Source organism: Mycobacterium sp. 1245852.3, from assembly GCF_001669335.1.
Taxonomy (GTDB): Bacteria; Actinomycetota; Actinomycetes; order Mycobacteriales; family Mycobacteriaceae; genus Mycobacterium; species Mycobacterium europaeum_A.
Map to the genome: position 1 here is coordinate 1 of NZ_LZLL01000385.1, position 14,145 is coordinate 14,145.

Sequence of the window (14,145 nt, forward strand, 5' to 3'; positions counted from 1 at the left end):
CAGCTGATCGCGGCCGGCGGCAGCGGCGATCACCTCTGCGAGGTGGAACGCGGGGCACGCCACCTGATCGCCGAGGCCATAGCGTCGGCCAAAGCAGTGGTGCGGGCGCGGCAGATCGCGTCCACGCCCAAGCCGAATCCCTGGTCGGCCGCTAGCTGAGCAGACCTTGCCGCATTGCCTCGGCGATCAGGTGGCGTGCCCCGCGTTCCACCTCGCAGAGGTGATCGCCGCTGCCGCCGGCCGCGATCAGCTGGCGGCGTGCGAAGACCAACGGATCCACGGCAATGGGGTGGTTCGTCTGATAGGTGATCGCCTCGACCAGGGCGGGGCCGTCACCGGCGCTCGCGCGGTGCACCGCTTCGGCGACCGAGTCGGCCACCGCCACAACGTCCCTGCCATCGACCGACAGCATGGGCATCGCGTCGAATTCGTAGGCGCGCCGGCGCGCGTTCGTTCCACCGCGGATATTTTCCACGACGAACACCACCGGCAGCCGCCATTGCACGGCAATCTTTGCGGCCGTGGTGAACTCGACGGAGTGGGTATCGCGGCCTCCGACGGCACACAAACTGACGTTGCCCTCGCCGGTCAGGCGCTGCGTGTTGGCGTCACCCAGCGCGAACATGGTCGATTGCCCCAGAGCGCTTTCGTTGGCCATCGACCGTTTCCAGTCGGCGACCTCGGCGCCGACACGGCGCCGTGGGCCGATCATGCCGGCGATGGCGGGGCCTAGGGGAAGGGCCAGGCCGACCTGCTGGGCGTGCCGGAATTGCTGGGTGGTGGCGTTGACGAGATCGCCGGGCCGCAGAGCCGCAACCGCGCCGATCGCCACCGCCTCCTGGCCGAATTCGGTTCGCGTGGCGTCGTCGATCAGGCCGTCGACTTCGAGCTCCTCCAACGCCATGTCGAGCAGTCGCAGTACCCACATTCGCCGATACAGCTCCAGGTGGTCATCACGGTCGAGCGCTGCCAAGGGCTGGGGGGTGTGCGTCATGCCGGATCTCCTAACTCGCTGGCCGAGGTGGCCGCCGCGTGGAACACGACCTCAACGTAGGGCGATTGCGCGGGTGGCACCTCCGCCGATCGGCCCGCAAACGTGATGAACGCCCGTTCCCCCGATTGGGGGACAGCCGGGCTCAGTCGGTCCGGGGTGCGGGAGGTGAGATCAGCTGATCGGCGGCCGTGTAGGGGTCCTGGTCGCCGTCGACGACCGCCTCGGCGAGCCGGTCGAGATCCGGCTGGGTCCGCAGCCTGGTCTGCGCGAGGGAGAGAATCTGCGCCCGCGCCCGCGCCAGCCGCCGGGCACGGCTGTCGGTGCGGCGATGGTCCTCGATGGCGGCCATCAGGTCGTCGATGCCCTCGCCCCGGGCGGCGATCAGGGAGACGATCGGGGCACTGGTTTCGGCCCGCAGATCCCGAACCGTCTGTTCGGCACCGTCGCGGTCCGCCTTGTTGACCGCCACGATGTCGGCGACTTCCAGCACGCCCGCCTTGGCCGCCTGAACCGCGTCGCCCGCACCGGGATTGAGGATGACGACCGTCGGGTCGGCGACGGCGGCAATCTCGATCTCGGACTGGCCCACCCCCACCGTCTCCAGCAGGACGACGTCATACCCGATCGCCCCCAGCAACCGGATGGCCGCCGGAACCGCGGCGGCCAGGCCGCCGAGGTGCCCACGGGTGGCCACCGAACGAATCAGGACGTCGGAGTCGTTGATATGCGCGGCCATTCGAATTCGATCGCCCAGCAGCGCACCCCCACTGAACGGGGACGACGGGTCCACCGCCAACACCGCCACCCGGGAACCGCGCTTGCGGTAGGCACTGACCAGCGCGGCGACCGTCGTCGACTTTCCCGCCCCCGGGGGGCCGGTGATGCCGACGACCGGGCCCATGCCGCCCGGCGATGACCCGATATTCGCCAAGACCTCGTCGCGCTGGTCGCCCTCGACGAGGCTGAGCAGGCGACCGACCGCACGGGGAGATCCGTTGCGCGCGCGGGCAATCAGATCAGCGATGATCATGTACGCATTATGGAGCCGCGACCTCGATCACCGTCGCCGCGCCCATCCCGCCGCCCGCACACATCGCCGCGACGCCGATGCCGCCGCCGCGGCGGCGCAATTCGTGCACCAGGGTGACCAACATCCGGGCGCCGGTGGCCGCGACGGGGTGGCCCAGCGAGCAACCGCTGCCGCTGACGTTGACCTTGTCGGGGTCGAGCTCGAGCAGCTTGATGGTGGCCACGCACATCGCGGCGAACGCTTCGTTGATCTCGAACAGGTCCACGTCGGCGATCGAAAATCCGCCTCGCTTGAGGGCTTTCGGTATCGCTTCCACCGGCGCCAGGCCGGTGATCGCAGGGTCGACGCCGACGGATGCCCAGGACCGGATGGTGGCGAGCGCGGGCAACCCGAGCCGGTCGCTGGCGATCGTCAGCACCGCGGCGCCGTCATTGGCGCCGCAGGCATTGCCGGCGGTGATCGAGAAGCCCTCGATTTCTGGGTGCAGCGGCTTGAGCGCGCCCAGCTTCTCCATGCTGGTGTCCCGGCGCGGGTGCTCGTCGACAGCGAACAACCCGTGCGGGGTCTCGATCGGCACGATCTCCTCTTTGAAGCGGCCTTCGTCGATGGCGGCGATGGCGTTGCGGTGTGAGCGCAGCGCCCAGGCGTCCATCTCCTCACGACTCACGCCGGCCTTGACCGCGGCGTTCCAGCCCACGGTGATCGACATGTCCATGTTGGGGGCGTCGGGCCGGTCCGGGTGGGTCGGCGGAAACCAGTCGACCCACTCGCCGTCCACCTGCATCCGCGATCGCGGGGACGTCGACGCCGAGTTCACGCCCCCGGCGATGACGAGCTGGTCCATGCCCGCGCGCACGCCGGCGGCCGCGGTCTGCACGGCCGCCTGCCCCGCCGCGCAGTGCCGGTTGTTGGCCAATCCGGGCACCTGCGTCAGCCCGGCGGTGACGGCGGCGTGGCGGGCGAGCACGCCCCCGCCGTAGAGACCCTCGCCCAGGACCACGTCGTCGACCTGCGTCGGGTCCAGATCCTTGGCGGCCTCGCTGACGACGTGGTGGGCCAGGTCGAACGCACTGGTATCGCGCAGCGTGCCCTTGCGAGCGGTGCCGATGGGGGTGCGCAGGGCGGACACGATGACGGCTTCAGACACGGGTCGTTCTCCAGTTCAGCCAGCGGGTACGGGGCCGCAGCGGCACTCGCACGTCCAGTGAGAATCGTATTCTCTCATTGCGAGAGTGCGAGTCGCAACAATCGCCCACCGATCAGTTGGTGCGGTCGGCCCATCCCGCGGGCAGATGTTCGGGACCGGTGTCGATGACGCTCTCGTCGTCGGCACCGACGTATTCGAACAGGGTGATGTAGGCGAATTCCGGGACTTCGTAGATCGGGTAGGTCGGGCCTTGATCCCGGTAGGCCTGCATCTCATCCAGGTGTTCGTTCTGGAAGCAGACGGTGCGCTCACCGTGCTGCCGGATCCACTGGGGAAAGAAGATGACCCCGTGAACGCGGCGTTTGGCGGGCAAGACGTTGACGGCCACGCAGGTGCCGGTGGGTTCGGACCACGAGAGTTTGAAGCTGTCATCGTCGAGTTGGACGAGGTCGACGTGCTGGCCTTTGACCCAGCGGCCGCCGACGTGCCCGGAGTGGATCCGGTAGTCGATAGTGGTGGCATTCTTGACGTACATCTCGTATTGCCAACCGTTGGCGTAGGTGTAGATGAAGCGGTGCCCGACGATTCCCGAAAGGTCTTGCGCCGGAATCGGATTGTCAACACTCGTCATTGCCGTTCCTCCCCGTTTGGCCCCGCAGCTCCTGCACTGGGAAATCCTGCCGGGAACGCGGCTGCTGCGGCAACCACGCCCGGCGACGTCGAGGTTTCCTGCACCGTCCTTCGACGATATCGGCCATGGCGGTATGCCGGTATGTGAGACTGACTGCGATGAGCCACTTGGACGAGGCCGCCCGCCGGTCTCTGCTGCGGCGCGGATTTGCCCTCGAATACGCCACCTTGGCCTGGAACGTGGTTGGCATCGTTATCCTCGCGTCGGCCGCCATCGCGGCCAGATCGGTGGCGCTGGCCGGGTTCGGTCTGGACTCGCTGATCGAGATCGGCGCCTCATCGGTGGTGATCTGGGAGCTGTGGGGAACAGGAGCGGCCCGTCGACGAAAAGCGTTGCGGCTCATCGGCGCCGCCTTTGCGGCGCTAAGTATTTACCTGGTGGTGCAGTCGACGATGGTCCTCGTCACCGGCTTTCACCCCGAGCCCTCGCGCCTGGGTATCGCATGGACGGCGATCACCGCGGTGACGATGTTCGCGCTTGCGGCCGGCAAGGCCCGAACCGGTGCCGCCCTGAGCAACCCCGTGCTCACCACTGAGGGCCGCGTCACGCTCGTCGACGGCCTGTTGGCGGCCGCGGTGCTCCTCGGCTTGCTGCTGAACAGCATCGCCGGCTGGTGGTGGGCGGACCCCCTCGCCGGCTACGTGCTCGTGTTCTACGCGCTGCGCGAGGTCAAAGAAATCTTCTTCGCCCCGTCACCGCCGCCCTGACTCAAATCAGCGCCACGAGACAACCCCGTGTCAACGGCGTCACAGTGCGGGAAACCCCTCGATTTGCGATGGTGGATGAATGACTCAGGGCATGGTCGCGGTCCCGGGCGGCCACGTGTGGTTCAAGCGGACCGGAGGCGGCGCGGGTCTTCCATTGCTCGTCGTTCACGGCGGGCCTGGCCTGCCGCACGACTACCTGCGGTCGCTGGCGCGGTTGGCGACAGAGCGCGAGGTCATCTTCTGGGATCAGCTCGGTTGCGGGCACTCCGAATGCCCACCCGATCGCGAGCTTTGGACGATGCAGCGCTCGGTGGCGGAGGTGGACGCGGTGGTGCGGGCCCTGGGCCTGAACCGCTTCCATCTGTTCGGTAACTCCTGGGGCGGAATGTTGGCCCAGCAATACGCGCTCGACGCGGCCCCCGCCGGGACGGCGAGCCTGATCATTTCCAACAGCATCGCGTCCATCCCGGAGTTCGCGAAGATGGTGGGGCGCTTGAAATCCGAGCTGGATCCGGCCACCCAAGCCGCCATCGACCGCCATGAAGCCGCCGGCACCACGCACTCTCCCGACTATCAGGCCGCCATCCGGACCTGGAACGAAACCTATCTGTGCCGGGTGCGCCCCTGGCCGCCAGAGCTCGAGGATGCGTTCCGGAACATGGGCACCGAGATCTTCGAGACCATGTTCGGCCCCAGCGACTTTCACATCGTCGGCACCATCCGGGACTGGGATGTGGTCGACCGGCTCCACGAAATCACCCTGCCGACACTGATTCTCGCGGGCAAGTACGACGAATGCGTTCCCGAACACATGTGGGAGATGCACCGCCGTATAGCGGGTTCACGGTTCGAGTTGTTCGAATCCAGTGCTCACATGCCGTTCATCGAGGAACCCGACAAGTTCGACGCGGTGATGCGTGACTTCCTGCGCCGGCATGACTCGTGAGGCCGTCGCGCCGCTACACCTCAGTTCTTCTTGGCCGCGTTGAACTTTGCGACGTTGGCCCGGAAGTCCTCGGTCAGGAATGACTGGCTCTCGGCCGACAGCGCATAGTCCAGACTGGCGAGCACGGCCCGCTCCAGGTGAATGTTGAGCACGCGCTTGGTGCTCTCGACCGCCTGCTGCGGCAGTTCCAGAATCTTTTTGGCGGTGGCGATCGCCTCCGCAACCGGGTCGTCGGCAATGTGATTGGCCAAGCCGAGCTCGACGGCCCGCTGTGCGCCGATACGGGTTCCGGTGAGGGCGAATTCCTTGGCCAGCAGCAGGCTGATGTGCAGCGGCCAGGTCAGCGGCCCACCGTCGGCGGCCACCAGGCCGACCTGCACGTGCGGGTCGGCCAGATAGGCGTCTTCGGCGATGTAGACGATGTCGCTGAGCGCCACCAGACTGCAGCCCAGTCCGACGGCGGGGCCGTTGACCGCCGCCACCACCGGAATCCGGCACCGCGCCATGCCCAGCACGATCTCGCGTCCGTCGCGAATTGTCTTGGCGCGCAAGTCGGCATCGTTCGCCAGCTCCTCCAGATACGTGAAATCACCGCCGGCCGAAAACGCCCGGCCTGCGCCAGTGATCACCGCGGCGCGGGCGGTGGGGTCATCGGTGAGTCGCTGCCAGAGCCGCGCGAGGCCGACGTGCAGGTTGTCGTTGACCGAGTTGAGCGAATCGGGCCGGTTGAGCGTGATGATGCGCAAGGCACCGTCGGCCTGAACGTCGATTTCGGTAGGCATGTCGTACACGTCAGACTCCTTCGATCGTCGTGACCCGCTTCACCCGGGCTGCGCCCGCGTTCGCGATCACTCTCTACAACGGTCGTGACCCGCTTCACCCGGGCTGCGCCCGCGTTCGCGATCACTCCTACTACGGTCGTGACCCGCTTCACCCGGGCTGCGCCCGCGTTCGCGATCACTCTCTACAATCCCAAGATTCGTGAAGCGATGATGTTCTTTTGTATCTGCGACGTCCCGCCCATGACGCTCTGCGCGCGGCTGTAGAGGTAGGCGCTGAGCAGATCTGGATCCCGGGTGCCCGCCACGGCCAGGGCGGCGTGCCCGACGGACTGTTCCACCCAGGTCATCAACAGCTTGTCCAGCGATCCTTCCGAACCATGCGAGACCCCGTCGAGCTGTTCGGACAGCCGCCGGCGCACGTGGTGGGTCAGCATATCCGACTGGACCGCGGCCCAAGCCAGTTCCTCGGGCACCTCGCCGTCGTTGCGGGACAACAACTCTCGGACAAGCTTGCCGTAGCGCGCCGCGTAGCCGAGAGTGGAGGGCTCGCGTTCGTGCCCGACGACGGTCATGGCCACCGCCCAACCGTCACCGGGCGCCCCGACCATCCGGTCCGCCGGCACCTTGGCACCGTCGAAGAACACCTGACCGAATTCGTTGGTCACCCCGTTGATCATCTGCAGCGGGCGCTGTTGCACGCCGGGCTGTTTCATCTCCAGGACGAACGCCGACAGGCCGCGGTGGCGCTTGGCCTCGGGGTCGGTGCGGGCCAGCAACAGACACCAGTCGGCCACGTCGGAATAACTGGTCCAGATCTTGTGCCCGTTCACCACATACGTGTCGCCCTCGAGGCGAGCGGTGGTGGTCAGCGACGCTAGATCCGAACCGGCGCCCGGCTCGCTGAAGCCCTGGCACCAGCGCTCGGTTCCGTTGATGATGCCGGGCAGGAAGCGCTTTCGCAGGTCGTCGCTGGCGTGTTCACCGATGCCGTACACCAGATAGCCAACGCTGGGGCGCGGCGGCGCGCCGGCCCGCACCAGCTCCTCGTCGACGATGACGTCGTAGACGGGCGCTAAGTCCTGACCGCCCCAGTCGCGTGGCCAGGACAGGCCGAAGAAGCCGTTGTCGTAGAGGGCGCGGTGCCAGTCGGCCATGCGCGCCCAATACTCGTCACCGGAGCCGGAGAACTCCTTGGCGTGCGCGGCAAGCCAGGTGCGCAGCCGCTCCCGGAAGGCGGCTTCATCGGGTGAGTCACGAAAGTCCAAAATCGATCTCCTTCAACGCGACCGGCCACAGCTCGGTCGAAGTGAGGGCGCGGCGCAGATAGACATGCGCCACGCATTCCCAGGTGTTGCCGATACCGCCGTGCACCTGGATGGCCGTCTCGCAGACGGTGCGGGTGGCGCGCGCGCAGTACACCTTGGCGATCTGGGCGGCCCGAATGGCTTCGGCGGGAGCCAGCTCGTCGACCGCCCACGCCGCATGTCGCAGCACGCTCACCGAACCTTCGATCAGCGCAAGGCTTTCGGCAAGCAGGTGGGCGATGGCTTGGTAGGAGCCGATCTGCTTGCCGTACTGCTCACGAATTTTCGCGTAGTCACACGCGAGGGCGTGGGCGCCCCTCGCGATGCCGACCAGGTCGGCCGTGGTGGCGACCAAGGCGAGGGCCCGCCACTGCTCGGCGACGGCGGAGGACACTTCCGCCAGCGTCTCCGGCGATCCGGTGATCGTCGCGTCGGCCCGCGTCAGATCGACGCTCTCCGGTGCGATTTGCACATCACCGGCAAGAACGGTGCCCCCCGAGAGCCATAGGGCGCGCCGTGCGCCGCGGGCGTCGATCACGCGATCGCCGAAGGCGACGGTGGCCGCGGACACGTCCGCACCGGCGTGGCGGCCCAGATCGTCGGCCAGCACCGGGCCGAGGAAGGGGGTGTCAACCAGCCGTCGGCCGAATTCCTCGGCCACGATGGCTACCTCCACGCCGGAGGCCCCGTCGGAACGCAACGACCGCCAGCCGGTGTTCTCGATCTGCTTGTCCAGACGAGTGATTCGCGTGTGGTCGTCGAGATCCTGCACGACGGCCGGCCCGAGGTCGTCGGCCAGTTTGGCTGCGGCGTCCCGTAATTGCTGTTGTTCAGCTGTCAGACGTACATCCATAACGCTCCTTCAGAACTCGGCGCAGCACCTTGCCCGAAGGCAGGCGGGGAATGTCGGGAACGAACACCACTCGGCTCAGCTGCTTATAGGACGCCAGTTTCTCGTCCACCATGGCGGTCAGGTCTGTCGCATCGACCGACGCGGACGTCGCGACCGCGGCGACGACGGCTTCGCCGTTGAGGCCGTCCGGAATCCCGAACACCGCGCAGTCTTTGACGGCCGGATGACTGTGCAGCACCGTCTCGATTTCGGCGGGGGCGACCTGGAAGCCGCGCACTTTGATCATCTCTTTGAGGCGGTCGGTGATCCGCAGCCACCCGCCGGCGTCGAGCCAGCCGACATCTCCGGTGCGGTACCACCCGTCACGGATCGCCTCGCGGGTCGCGTCCGCCGGCAGGTAGCCGGCCATGAGCGACGCCGCGCGGGCCTGGATCTCCCCGACCTCACCGGGGCCGACCGGCTGGCCGGTTTCCAGTGAGACGATCCTTAGGTCCACACCGGGCACCGCCCGTCCGACGGTGTCCAGGCGCGGGTCCTCGATCGGATTGCACGCCAGGACAGGCAATTCCGTGGTCCCGTACGCCGGAAGCCAACCCACACCGGTGCGCCGGGTCACCGTCTCTGCGACGTGTGCGTTGACCGGCGTGGCCCCCCACATGATGTAGCGCAGCGAGGACAGGTCATAGGACTCGAGGCTGGGATGTGAAGCGATGGCCAACGCAATGGGAGCGACGGCCATTTCCACTGTGATGCGGTCACTTTCGATGTGCTGCAGCACCCGCTCGATGTCGAACCGGGGATGTAGGCGCACACCGGCGCCGGCCTTCAGCGCGGTCAGCAGGTTCAGCAGCCCGAGGATGTGCGAGGGCGGCGTGGCGACCTGGATCCGGTCGCGGTGAGTCAGTTGCAGCGCTTGGCGCCAGTGCCGCACCGCTTCGTCCAACGAGGCGTGGGTGTGCCGGACGGCCTTGGGCAGGCCGGTGGTGCCGGAGCTGAACACCAGCGCCGCGTCGGCCCCGGGTTGCGGTGACGCGGCCATCGGCTCCGCGGGCGCGGCCGGCTCGTCGAGGTGCAGCATCGGCATCAGGCCGGCCAGCACCGGGTGGTCCCCGACGGCGTGCGCGGGCTCGGTCAGCGCGAGCGCATGGTCGACCTCGTCGCGCTTCCACGCGGGGCTGATGAGTACCGCCGCGGCGGCCAGCCGCCAGATCGCGAGCACCACGGCAAGAAATTCCGGCCGGGTGGAGGCCATGACGGCGACGCGTTGGCCCGCGGCGACACCGCCTTTTGCCAGGGTTGCGGCCCATCCGTCGGCCAACGCGTCGAGTTCGGGCGCGCTGAATCGCCGTTCCTCGAACACGAGCGCCGCCGGCTCGGTCACGTCCCGTCCTTCCCTGACAGACCGGGCTGACCCGACATCCATACAGTCTTGAGAAGATGCTATCGCTTCGTGAGAATAGTATTCTCTATACTGAAGAATGCAAATACGGGAGAGGGGGCGGTCTCAGTGACGGTCACCCGGATCATCGAGGAGACCCCAGGGGTGACAGATCCGGCAACAAACGGCTCCGGTGCCGGGACGGTGACGATTCACCTCGACCGCAAGAAGGTCTCGGTGCCCAGGGTCCCGGGCGAGACGCTGTTGGAGAGCGCCCGTCGCGCGGGGCTGGAGCCGCCGTTCAGCTGCGAGGCCGGCAACTGCGGCACCTGCATGGCCAAGCTCGAAGAGGGCCACGCCACCATGCGGGTCAACGACGCTCTCGAGGAGGACGAGGTCGCCGAGGGCTACATTCTGACGTGCCAGGGCGTTCCGGACACGGACTCGGTCACGGTGCGCTACGAGTAGCAGCCAGAGAGGTGGCGACGATGGCCAAGGGCATCATCCTCGTGGAGAGCCGACCCAGCTCGCCCGAACGCGAACAGGAATACAACACCTGGTACGACGAGGTGCACCTGGGTGAGCTGGTGGCCCTGGACGGGTTCGTCTCCGCGCGCCGGCTGCGGCCCGTCGACGGCGACGGACCCTACGTCGCCATCTACGAGATCGAGGGCGACGATCTGCAGGCGATTCTGGACAACATGATCGCCAACGCCGGGCAGCTGCACATGTCGGATGCCTTGCAGCTCGACCCGGCGCCGATTCCCCGACTGCTCGAGACCACCACGGAGCACAGCGGCTAGCCGACTTCGGCTCGAATCGCTGTGCCAGAGAGGACTGCTTGATGAAGGTCGACGACCTGATCTTGGTGAGCATCGACGACCACGTGGTCGAACCGCCCGACATGTTCCTGCGGCACGTGCCCGCCAAGTATAAGGAAGAGGCACCCGTCGTCGTCACCGACGACAAGGGCGTCGACCAGTGGATGTACCAGGGCAGGCCGCAGGGCGTCAGCGGTCTGAACGCCGTGGTGTCGTGGCCCGCCGAGGAATGGGGCCGCGATCCCGCCGGCTTCGCCGAGATGCGCCCCGGCGTCTATGACGTCCACGAACGCGTCCGCGACATGAACCGCAACGGCATCCTCGCATCGATGTGCTTCCCGACGTTCACCGGCTTTTCGGCCCGCCACCTCAACATGACCCGCGAGGACGTCACCCTGGTGATGGTGTCGGCGTACAACGACTGGCACATCGACGAATGGGCCGGCTCCTATCCGGACCGCTTCATCCCGATCGCGATCCTGCCGACCTGGACTCCCGAGGGCATGTGCGCCGAGATCCGCCGCGTCGCGGCGAAGGGTTGCCGCGCGGTGACGATGCCGGAATTGCCGCACCTGGAAGGACTACCGAGCTACCACGACGAGGACTACTGGGGTCCGGTGTTCCGCACGCTGTCCGAGGAGAACGTGGTGATGTGCCTGCACATCGGCACCGGGTTCGGGGCGATCAGCATGGCACCGAATGCGCCGATCGACAACCTGATCATTCTGGCCACCCAGGTCTCGGCGATGTGCGCCCAAGATCTGCTGTGGGGCCCGGCCATGCGCAACTATCCCGACCTGAAATTCGCCTTCTCCGAAGGCGGTATCGGCTGGATCCCGTTCTATCTGGATCGCAGCGACCGTCACTACACCAACCAGAAATGGCTGCGCCGTGACTTCGGCGACAAGCTGCCCAGCGACGTCTTCCGTGAACACTCGCTGGCCTGCTATGTCACCGACAAGACGTCACTGAAGCTGCGCCACGAGATCGGCATTGACATCATCGCCTGGGAGTGCGACTACCCGCACTCGGACTGCTTCTGGCCGGACGCGCCCGAGCAGGTGCTTGCCGAGCTCAACGCCGCCGGCGCCGACGACGCCGACATCAACAAGATCACCTGGGGCAACGCCTGCCGATTCTTCGGCTGGGATCCGTTCGCCCGGACCCCCCGTGAGCAGGCCACCGTGCAGGCCCTGCGCGCCAAGGGAAGTGACGTCGACGTGTCGATCCGGTCGCGTGCCGAGTGGGCGCGCCTGTACGCGGAGAAGCAGCTCGCGTAGCTGACGTAGCCCGGAGGCGGGTCGGCCTTTCGGACACAAGGGCGCATCAGGTGACGCGCCCGAGCGCGTGAAGCGCCGGAGCCAACTCTTCGAATTGGTCAATGCCTGCGCCGAATTCACCGCCAATGGGCCCAAGCAGCACCACTGTGGGATCGTCCATCGCCTGCAGATAGTCACGCATGGTGGCCACCGGGCTCCCGTAGTCGCGGCCGACGCTGGCCGCCTGCTCCGGATAGCCGACGCCTAACCCAGCACGATTCTGTCCGGATAAGCCTGGGCGAGTTGGGCCGTCGCGGCGTGCAGGGTCTGGGCCGGCCGAGGCTCACCTCACCGGGCCGGGCGCCTGACGCCGAACGTGAAGTTGGTTTCACGCTCGGACCCGAACGTGAAACTGGCTTCACATTCGACGCTCGGCGGAGGTGCCTACTGGCTCAACTCCGGCGGCGGACGGTACTCGGGCTCATACCCCGAGACGTGGATCGGGCTGCCCACCAACCGGAATTCACCCGCTGTGACAATCACTTCGGGCGTGGCCTCGAGCGCTTCGGGCAGGCTCCGGACTGCGGCGGCGGGAACCCCCAGCGGGCGCAGGCGCCCCTCCCAGCCGATCGCGCTGTCGGTGGCGAGCATCGCCGTGACGACGGCCAGCACTTCGTCGCGGCGCGCGACTCGCTCGGCCATGGTTTCGAAGCCGCCGATGCCGGCTTCCGCGGCGAACGACTTCCAAAAGCCGTCGTGGGTGATGAACAGCGCCAGATACCCGTCGGCGGTCGGAAAGAGCTGAGCCGGAACATAATACGAATGCGCCCCGTAGGGGCGGCGCTGCGGTACGACGCCGCCGTTGAGATAGGCCGACGCGTGGTAGTTCAGCTGGGACAGCATGACGTCGCGCAGCGACACATCCACCTGGCCGCCGGTGCCCGAGATGATCTTGGCCAACAGCCCCAGGGCCGCGGTCATTCCGGTGGAGTTATCGGCCGACGAGTAGCCGGGCAGCGTCGGCGGACCGTCCGGGTCGCCGGTCAGGGCGGCGGTGCCGACGTCCGCCTGCACCACGTAGTCGAACGCCGGGTCGTCGCCGCCGTAGAGCCCGAAACCGGTGATCGCCACGCAGACGATCTTCTCGTTGTGCCGGCGCAGCGAGTCGTAGGTCAGGCCCAGCCTGCGGATGGCTGAGGGTTTCAGGTTCACCAGCAGCGCGTGCGAATCCGCGACCAGTTCACCCAACCGCTGCTGCCCCGCATCGGAATTGAGGTCCAGCGTGATGCTGGATTTGTTGCGGTTGAGGCTGGCGAAGTAGGTGGCGCCGACGCTGCGGGAGATCTCGCCGCCGGCGGGTTCGATCTTGGTGACGTCGGCGCCGAGGTCGGCGAGCAGCATGGTGGCGTACGGTCCCGCCAGCATGGTGCCGACCTCGAGGATACGGACCCCCGCCAGCGGCCCGGAGTGGTTTGCGGTCAACGCAATTCCGCGGCGAGTGAGGCGATCATTTCGCGGGTGCGCCGCTTGGAGGCGACCAGCTCGTCGCGATCGTCGCCGATCGGCAGCAGCCGCACCGACAGATCGGTCACGCCGGCGTCGGCGAACCGGCGCATCCGGCCCAGGATCAGTTCCTCGTCACCGGCCGCGCACAGGTCACCGACGTCGCGGGCGTCGCCGCGGTCCAGCAGACGCTGATAGTTGGGCGACACCTCCGCCTCGCCCAGGATGCGGTTGGCCCGCTCCTTGGCCTCGTCGACTCGCGAAGGCTCGCAAAGGCATACCGGGATGCCCGCGATAATGCGCGGCGCCGGACGGCCGGCGTCGGCGGCGGCCTTGGTGATCTTCGGTGCGATGTGATCGCCGATCGCGCGCTCGTCGGCCATCCACAGCACGGTGCCGTCCGCCAGTTCACCGGCGATCTGAAGCATCACCGGCCCCAACGCGGCGACGAGCACCGGCATCGGGGTGTCGGCCCCGATCGCCAACGGGTTGTGCACGGTGAACGAATCGTTCTCGACGTCAACGTCTCCCGGTCCGGCGATGGCGGCGTTGAGCACCTGCAGATAGTCGCGGGTGTAGGCGGCCGGCTTCTCGTACGGCAGGCCGAGCATGTCGCGGACGATCCAGTGGTGCGACGGCCCGACACCAAGGGCAAGCCGGCCGCCGGCCACCGCGTGTGTCGAGAGGGCCTGGCGGGCAAGGGCGATGGGGTGCTGGGCCTGCAGCGGCA

16 protein-coding genes are annotated in these 14,145 nt (G+C 67.4%); 5 read left to right on the top strand and 11 right to left on the bottom strand.

What is annotated here, in order from left to right:
* Positions 1 to 151 precede the first annotated feature (151 nt).
* The 4 genes from A9W96_RS17105 to A9W96_RS17120 all read right to left on the bottom strand — a co-directional run bounded on the left by A9W96_RS17105 (position 152) and on the right by A9W96_RS17120 (position 3,802).
* Positions 152 to 973, bottom strand: a complete 822-nt coding sequence (locus A9W96_RS17105) for a thiamine pyrophosphate-dependent enzyme (RefSeq protein WP_197499548.1) — start codon at positions 971 to 973, stop codon at positions 152 to 154.
* Between the two features lie 163 nt (positions 974 to 1,136).
* Complete coding sequence (meaB, locus tag A9W96_RS17110) at positions 1,137 to 2,024, bottom strand: methylmalonyl Co-A mutase-associated GTPase MeaB (RefSeq protein WP_067141480.1); 888 nt, start codon at positions 2,022 to 2,024, stop codon at positions 1,137 to 1,139.
* Positions 2,025 to 2,031: 7 nt separating this feature from the next.
* Complete coding sequence (locus tag A9W96_RS17115; protein WP_067141482.1) at positions 2,032 to 3,171, bottom strand: thiolase family protein; 1,140 nt, start codon at positions 3,169 to 3,171, stop codon at positions 2,032 to 2,034.
* A 112-nt stretch (positions 3,172 to 3,283) separates the two neighbouring features.
* Positions 3,284 to 3,802, bottom strand: a complete 519-nt coding sequence (locus A9W96_RS17120; protein ID WP_066865663.1) for a phenolic acid decarboxylase — start codon at positions 3,800 to 3,802, stop codon at positions 3,284 to 3,286.
* 158 nt (positions 3,803 to 3,960) lie between these two features.
* Between A9W96_RS17120 and A9W96_RS17125 the strand changes: the two genes are divergently transcribed.
* Entirely contained in the window at positions 3,961 to 4,569 is a 609-nt protein-coding gene (locus A9W96_RS17125; protein WP_067141485.1) for a cation transporter, read from the top strand.
* 91 nt (positions 4,570 to 4,660) lie between these two features.
* Positions 4,661 to 5,515 carry a proline iminopeptidase-family hydrolase gene (locus tag A9W96_RS17130; protein WP_082972358.1) on the top strand — a complete coding sequence of 285 codons (855 nt, stop codon included), beginning with the start codon at positions 4,661 to 4,663 and terminating at the stop codon, positions 5,513 to 5,515.
* 20 nt (positions 5,516 to 5,535) lie between these two features.
* Here the strand turns inward: A9W96_RS17130 and A9W96_RS17135 are convergent, their stop codons facing one another.
* The 4 genes from A9W96_RS17135 to A9W96_RS17150 form a co-directional block, all read right to left on the bottom strand.
* Positions 5,536 to 6,306 carry an enoyl-CoA hydratase/isomerase family protein gene (locus A9W96_RS17135; RefSeq protein WP_066865654.1) on the bottom strand — a complete coding sequence of 257 codons (771 nt, stop codon included), beginning with the start codon at positions 6,304 to 6,306 and terminating at the stop codon, positions 5,536 to 5,538.
* Positions 6,307 to 6,479: 173 nt separating this feature from the next.
* Positions 6,480 to 7,562: an acyl-CoA dehydrogenase family protein gene (locus A9W96_RS17140; RefSeq protein ID WP_067141488.1), complete on the bottom strand. Its 1,083-nt coding sequence runs from the start codon at positions 7,560 to 7,562 to the stop codon at positions 6,480 to 6,482.
* Positions 7,549 to 8,454 (bottom strand): acyl-CoA dehydrogenase family protein, encoded by a 906-nt coding sequence (locus A9W96_RS17145; protein WP_067141491.1) that lies wholly within the window; start codon positions 8,452 to 8,454, stop codon positions 7,549 to 7,551. Before A9W96_RS17145 ends, A9W96_RS17140 begins: the two co-directional genes overlap by 14 nt.
* Positions 8,432 to 9,835, bottom strand: coding sequence for a class I adenylate-forming enzyme family protein (locus A9W96_RS17150; protein WP_067141494.1), 1,404 nt, complete (start codon positions 9,833 to 9,835; stop codon positions 8,432 to 8,434). The genes A9W96_RS17145 and A9W96_RS17150 overlap by 23 nt, the downstream gene beginning before the upstream one ends.
* 126 nt (positions 9,836 to 9,961) lie before the next feature.
* Between A9W96_RS17150 and A9W96_RS17155 the strand changes: the two genes are divergently transcribed.
* From A9W96_RS17155 to A9W96_RS17165, 3 genes are read left to right on the top strand one after another with little or no spacing between them, the layout of a single operon-like run.
* The gene (locus A9W96_RS17155) at positions 9,962 to 10,300 is read left to right on the top strand and encodes a 2Fe-2S iron-sulfur cluster-binding protein (RefSeq protein ID WP_066865642.1); all 339 of its coding nucleotides are present in this window, start codon (positions 9,962 to 9,964) and stop codon (positions 10,298 to 10,300) included.
* A gap of 20 nt (positions 10,301 to 10,320) precedes the next feature.
* Positions 10,321 to 10,635: a DUF4286 family protein gene (locus tag A9W96_RS17160; protein ID WP_066878053.1), complete on the top strand. Its 315-nt coding sequence runs from the start codon at positions 10,321 to 10,323 to the stop codon at positions 10,633 to 10,635.
* Between the two features lie 41 nt (positions 10,636 to 10,676).
* Positions 10,677 to 11,933 carry an amidohydrolase family protein gene (locus A9W96_RS17165; RefSeq protein ID WP_066865638.1) on the top strand — a complete coding sequence of 419 codons (1,257 nt, stop codon included), beginning with the start codon at positions 10,677 to 10,679 and terminating at the stop codon, positions 11,931 to 11,933.
* 46 nt (positions 11,934 to 11,979) lie between these two features.
* On the opposite strand, the gene A9W96_RS33065 is transcribed toward A9W96_RS17165, so the two are convergent.
* From A9W96_RS33065 to A9W96_RS17175, 3 genes are all read right to left on the bottom strand, one after another.
* Entirely contained in the window at positions 11,980 to 12,114 is a 135-nt protein-coding gene (locus A9W96_RS33065) for a hypothetical protein (RefSeq protein ID WP_255362973.1), read from the bottom strand.
* 242 nt (positions 12,115 to 12,356) lie between these two features.
* Complete coding sequence (locus A9W96_RS17170) at positions 12,357 to 13,394, bottom strand: CaiB/BaiF CoA-transferase family protein (protein ID WP_067141497.1); 1,038 nt, start codon at positions 13,392 to 13,394, stop codon at positions 12,357 to 12,359.
* Positions 13,391 to 14,145 (bottom strand): TIGR03564 family F420-dependent LLM class oxidoreductase (locus A9W96_RS17175; RefSeq protein WP_067141500.1); only part of this gene is annotated, 755 nt, incomplete at its 5' end. The genes A9W96_RS17170 and A9W96_RS17175, both read right to left, overlap by 4 nt.

Coding starts and splice junctions, on each gene's coding strand:
- A9W96_RS33065 (WP_255362973.1), bottom strand. CDS start 12,114: ATGCGTGACTATCTGCAGGCGATGGACGATCCCACAGTGGTGCTGCTT.
- A9W96_RS17160 (WP_066878053.1), top strand. CDS start 10,321: ATGGCCAAGGGCATCATCCTCGTGGAGAGCCGACCCAGCTCGCCCGAA.
- A9W96_RS17120 (WP_066865663.1), bottom strand. CDS start 3,802: ATGACGAGTGTTGACAATCCGATTCCGGCGCAAGACCTTTCGGGAATC.
- meaB (WP_067141480.1), bottom strand. CDS start 2,024: ATGATCATCGCTGATCTGATTGCCCGCGCGCGCAACGGATCTCCCCGT.
- A9W96_RS17145 (WP_067141491.1), bottom strand. CDS start 8,454: ATGGATGTACGTCTGACAGCTGAACAACAGCAATTACGGGACGCCGCA.
- A9W96_RS17130 (WP_082972358.1), top strand. CDS start 4,661: ATGGTCGCGGTCCCGGGCGGCCACGTGTGGTTCAAGCGGACCGGAGGC.
- A9W96_RS17165 (WP_066865638.1), top strand. CDS start 10,677: ATGAAGGTCGACGACCTGATCTTGGTGAGCATCGACGACCACGTGGTC.
- A9W96_RS17125 (WP_067141485.1), top strand. CDS start 3,961: ATGAGCCACTTGGACGAGGCCGCCCGCCGGTCTCTGCTGCGGCGCGGA.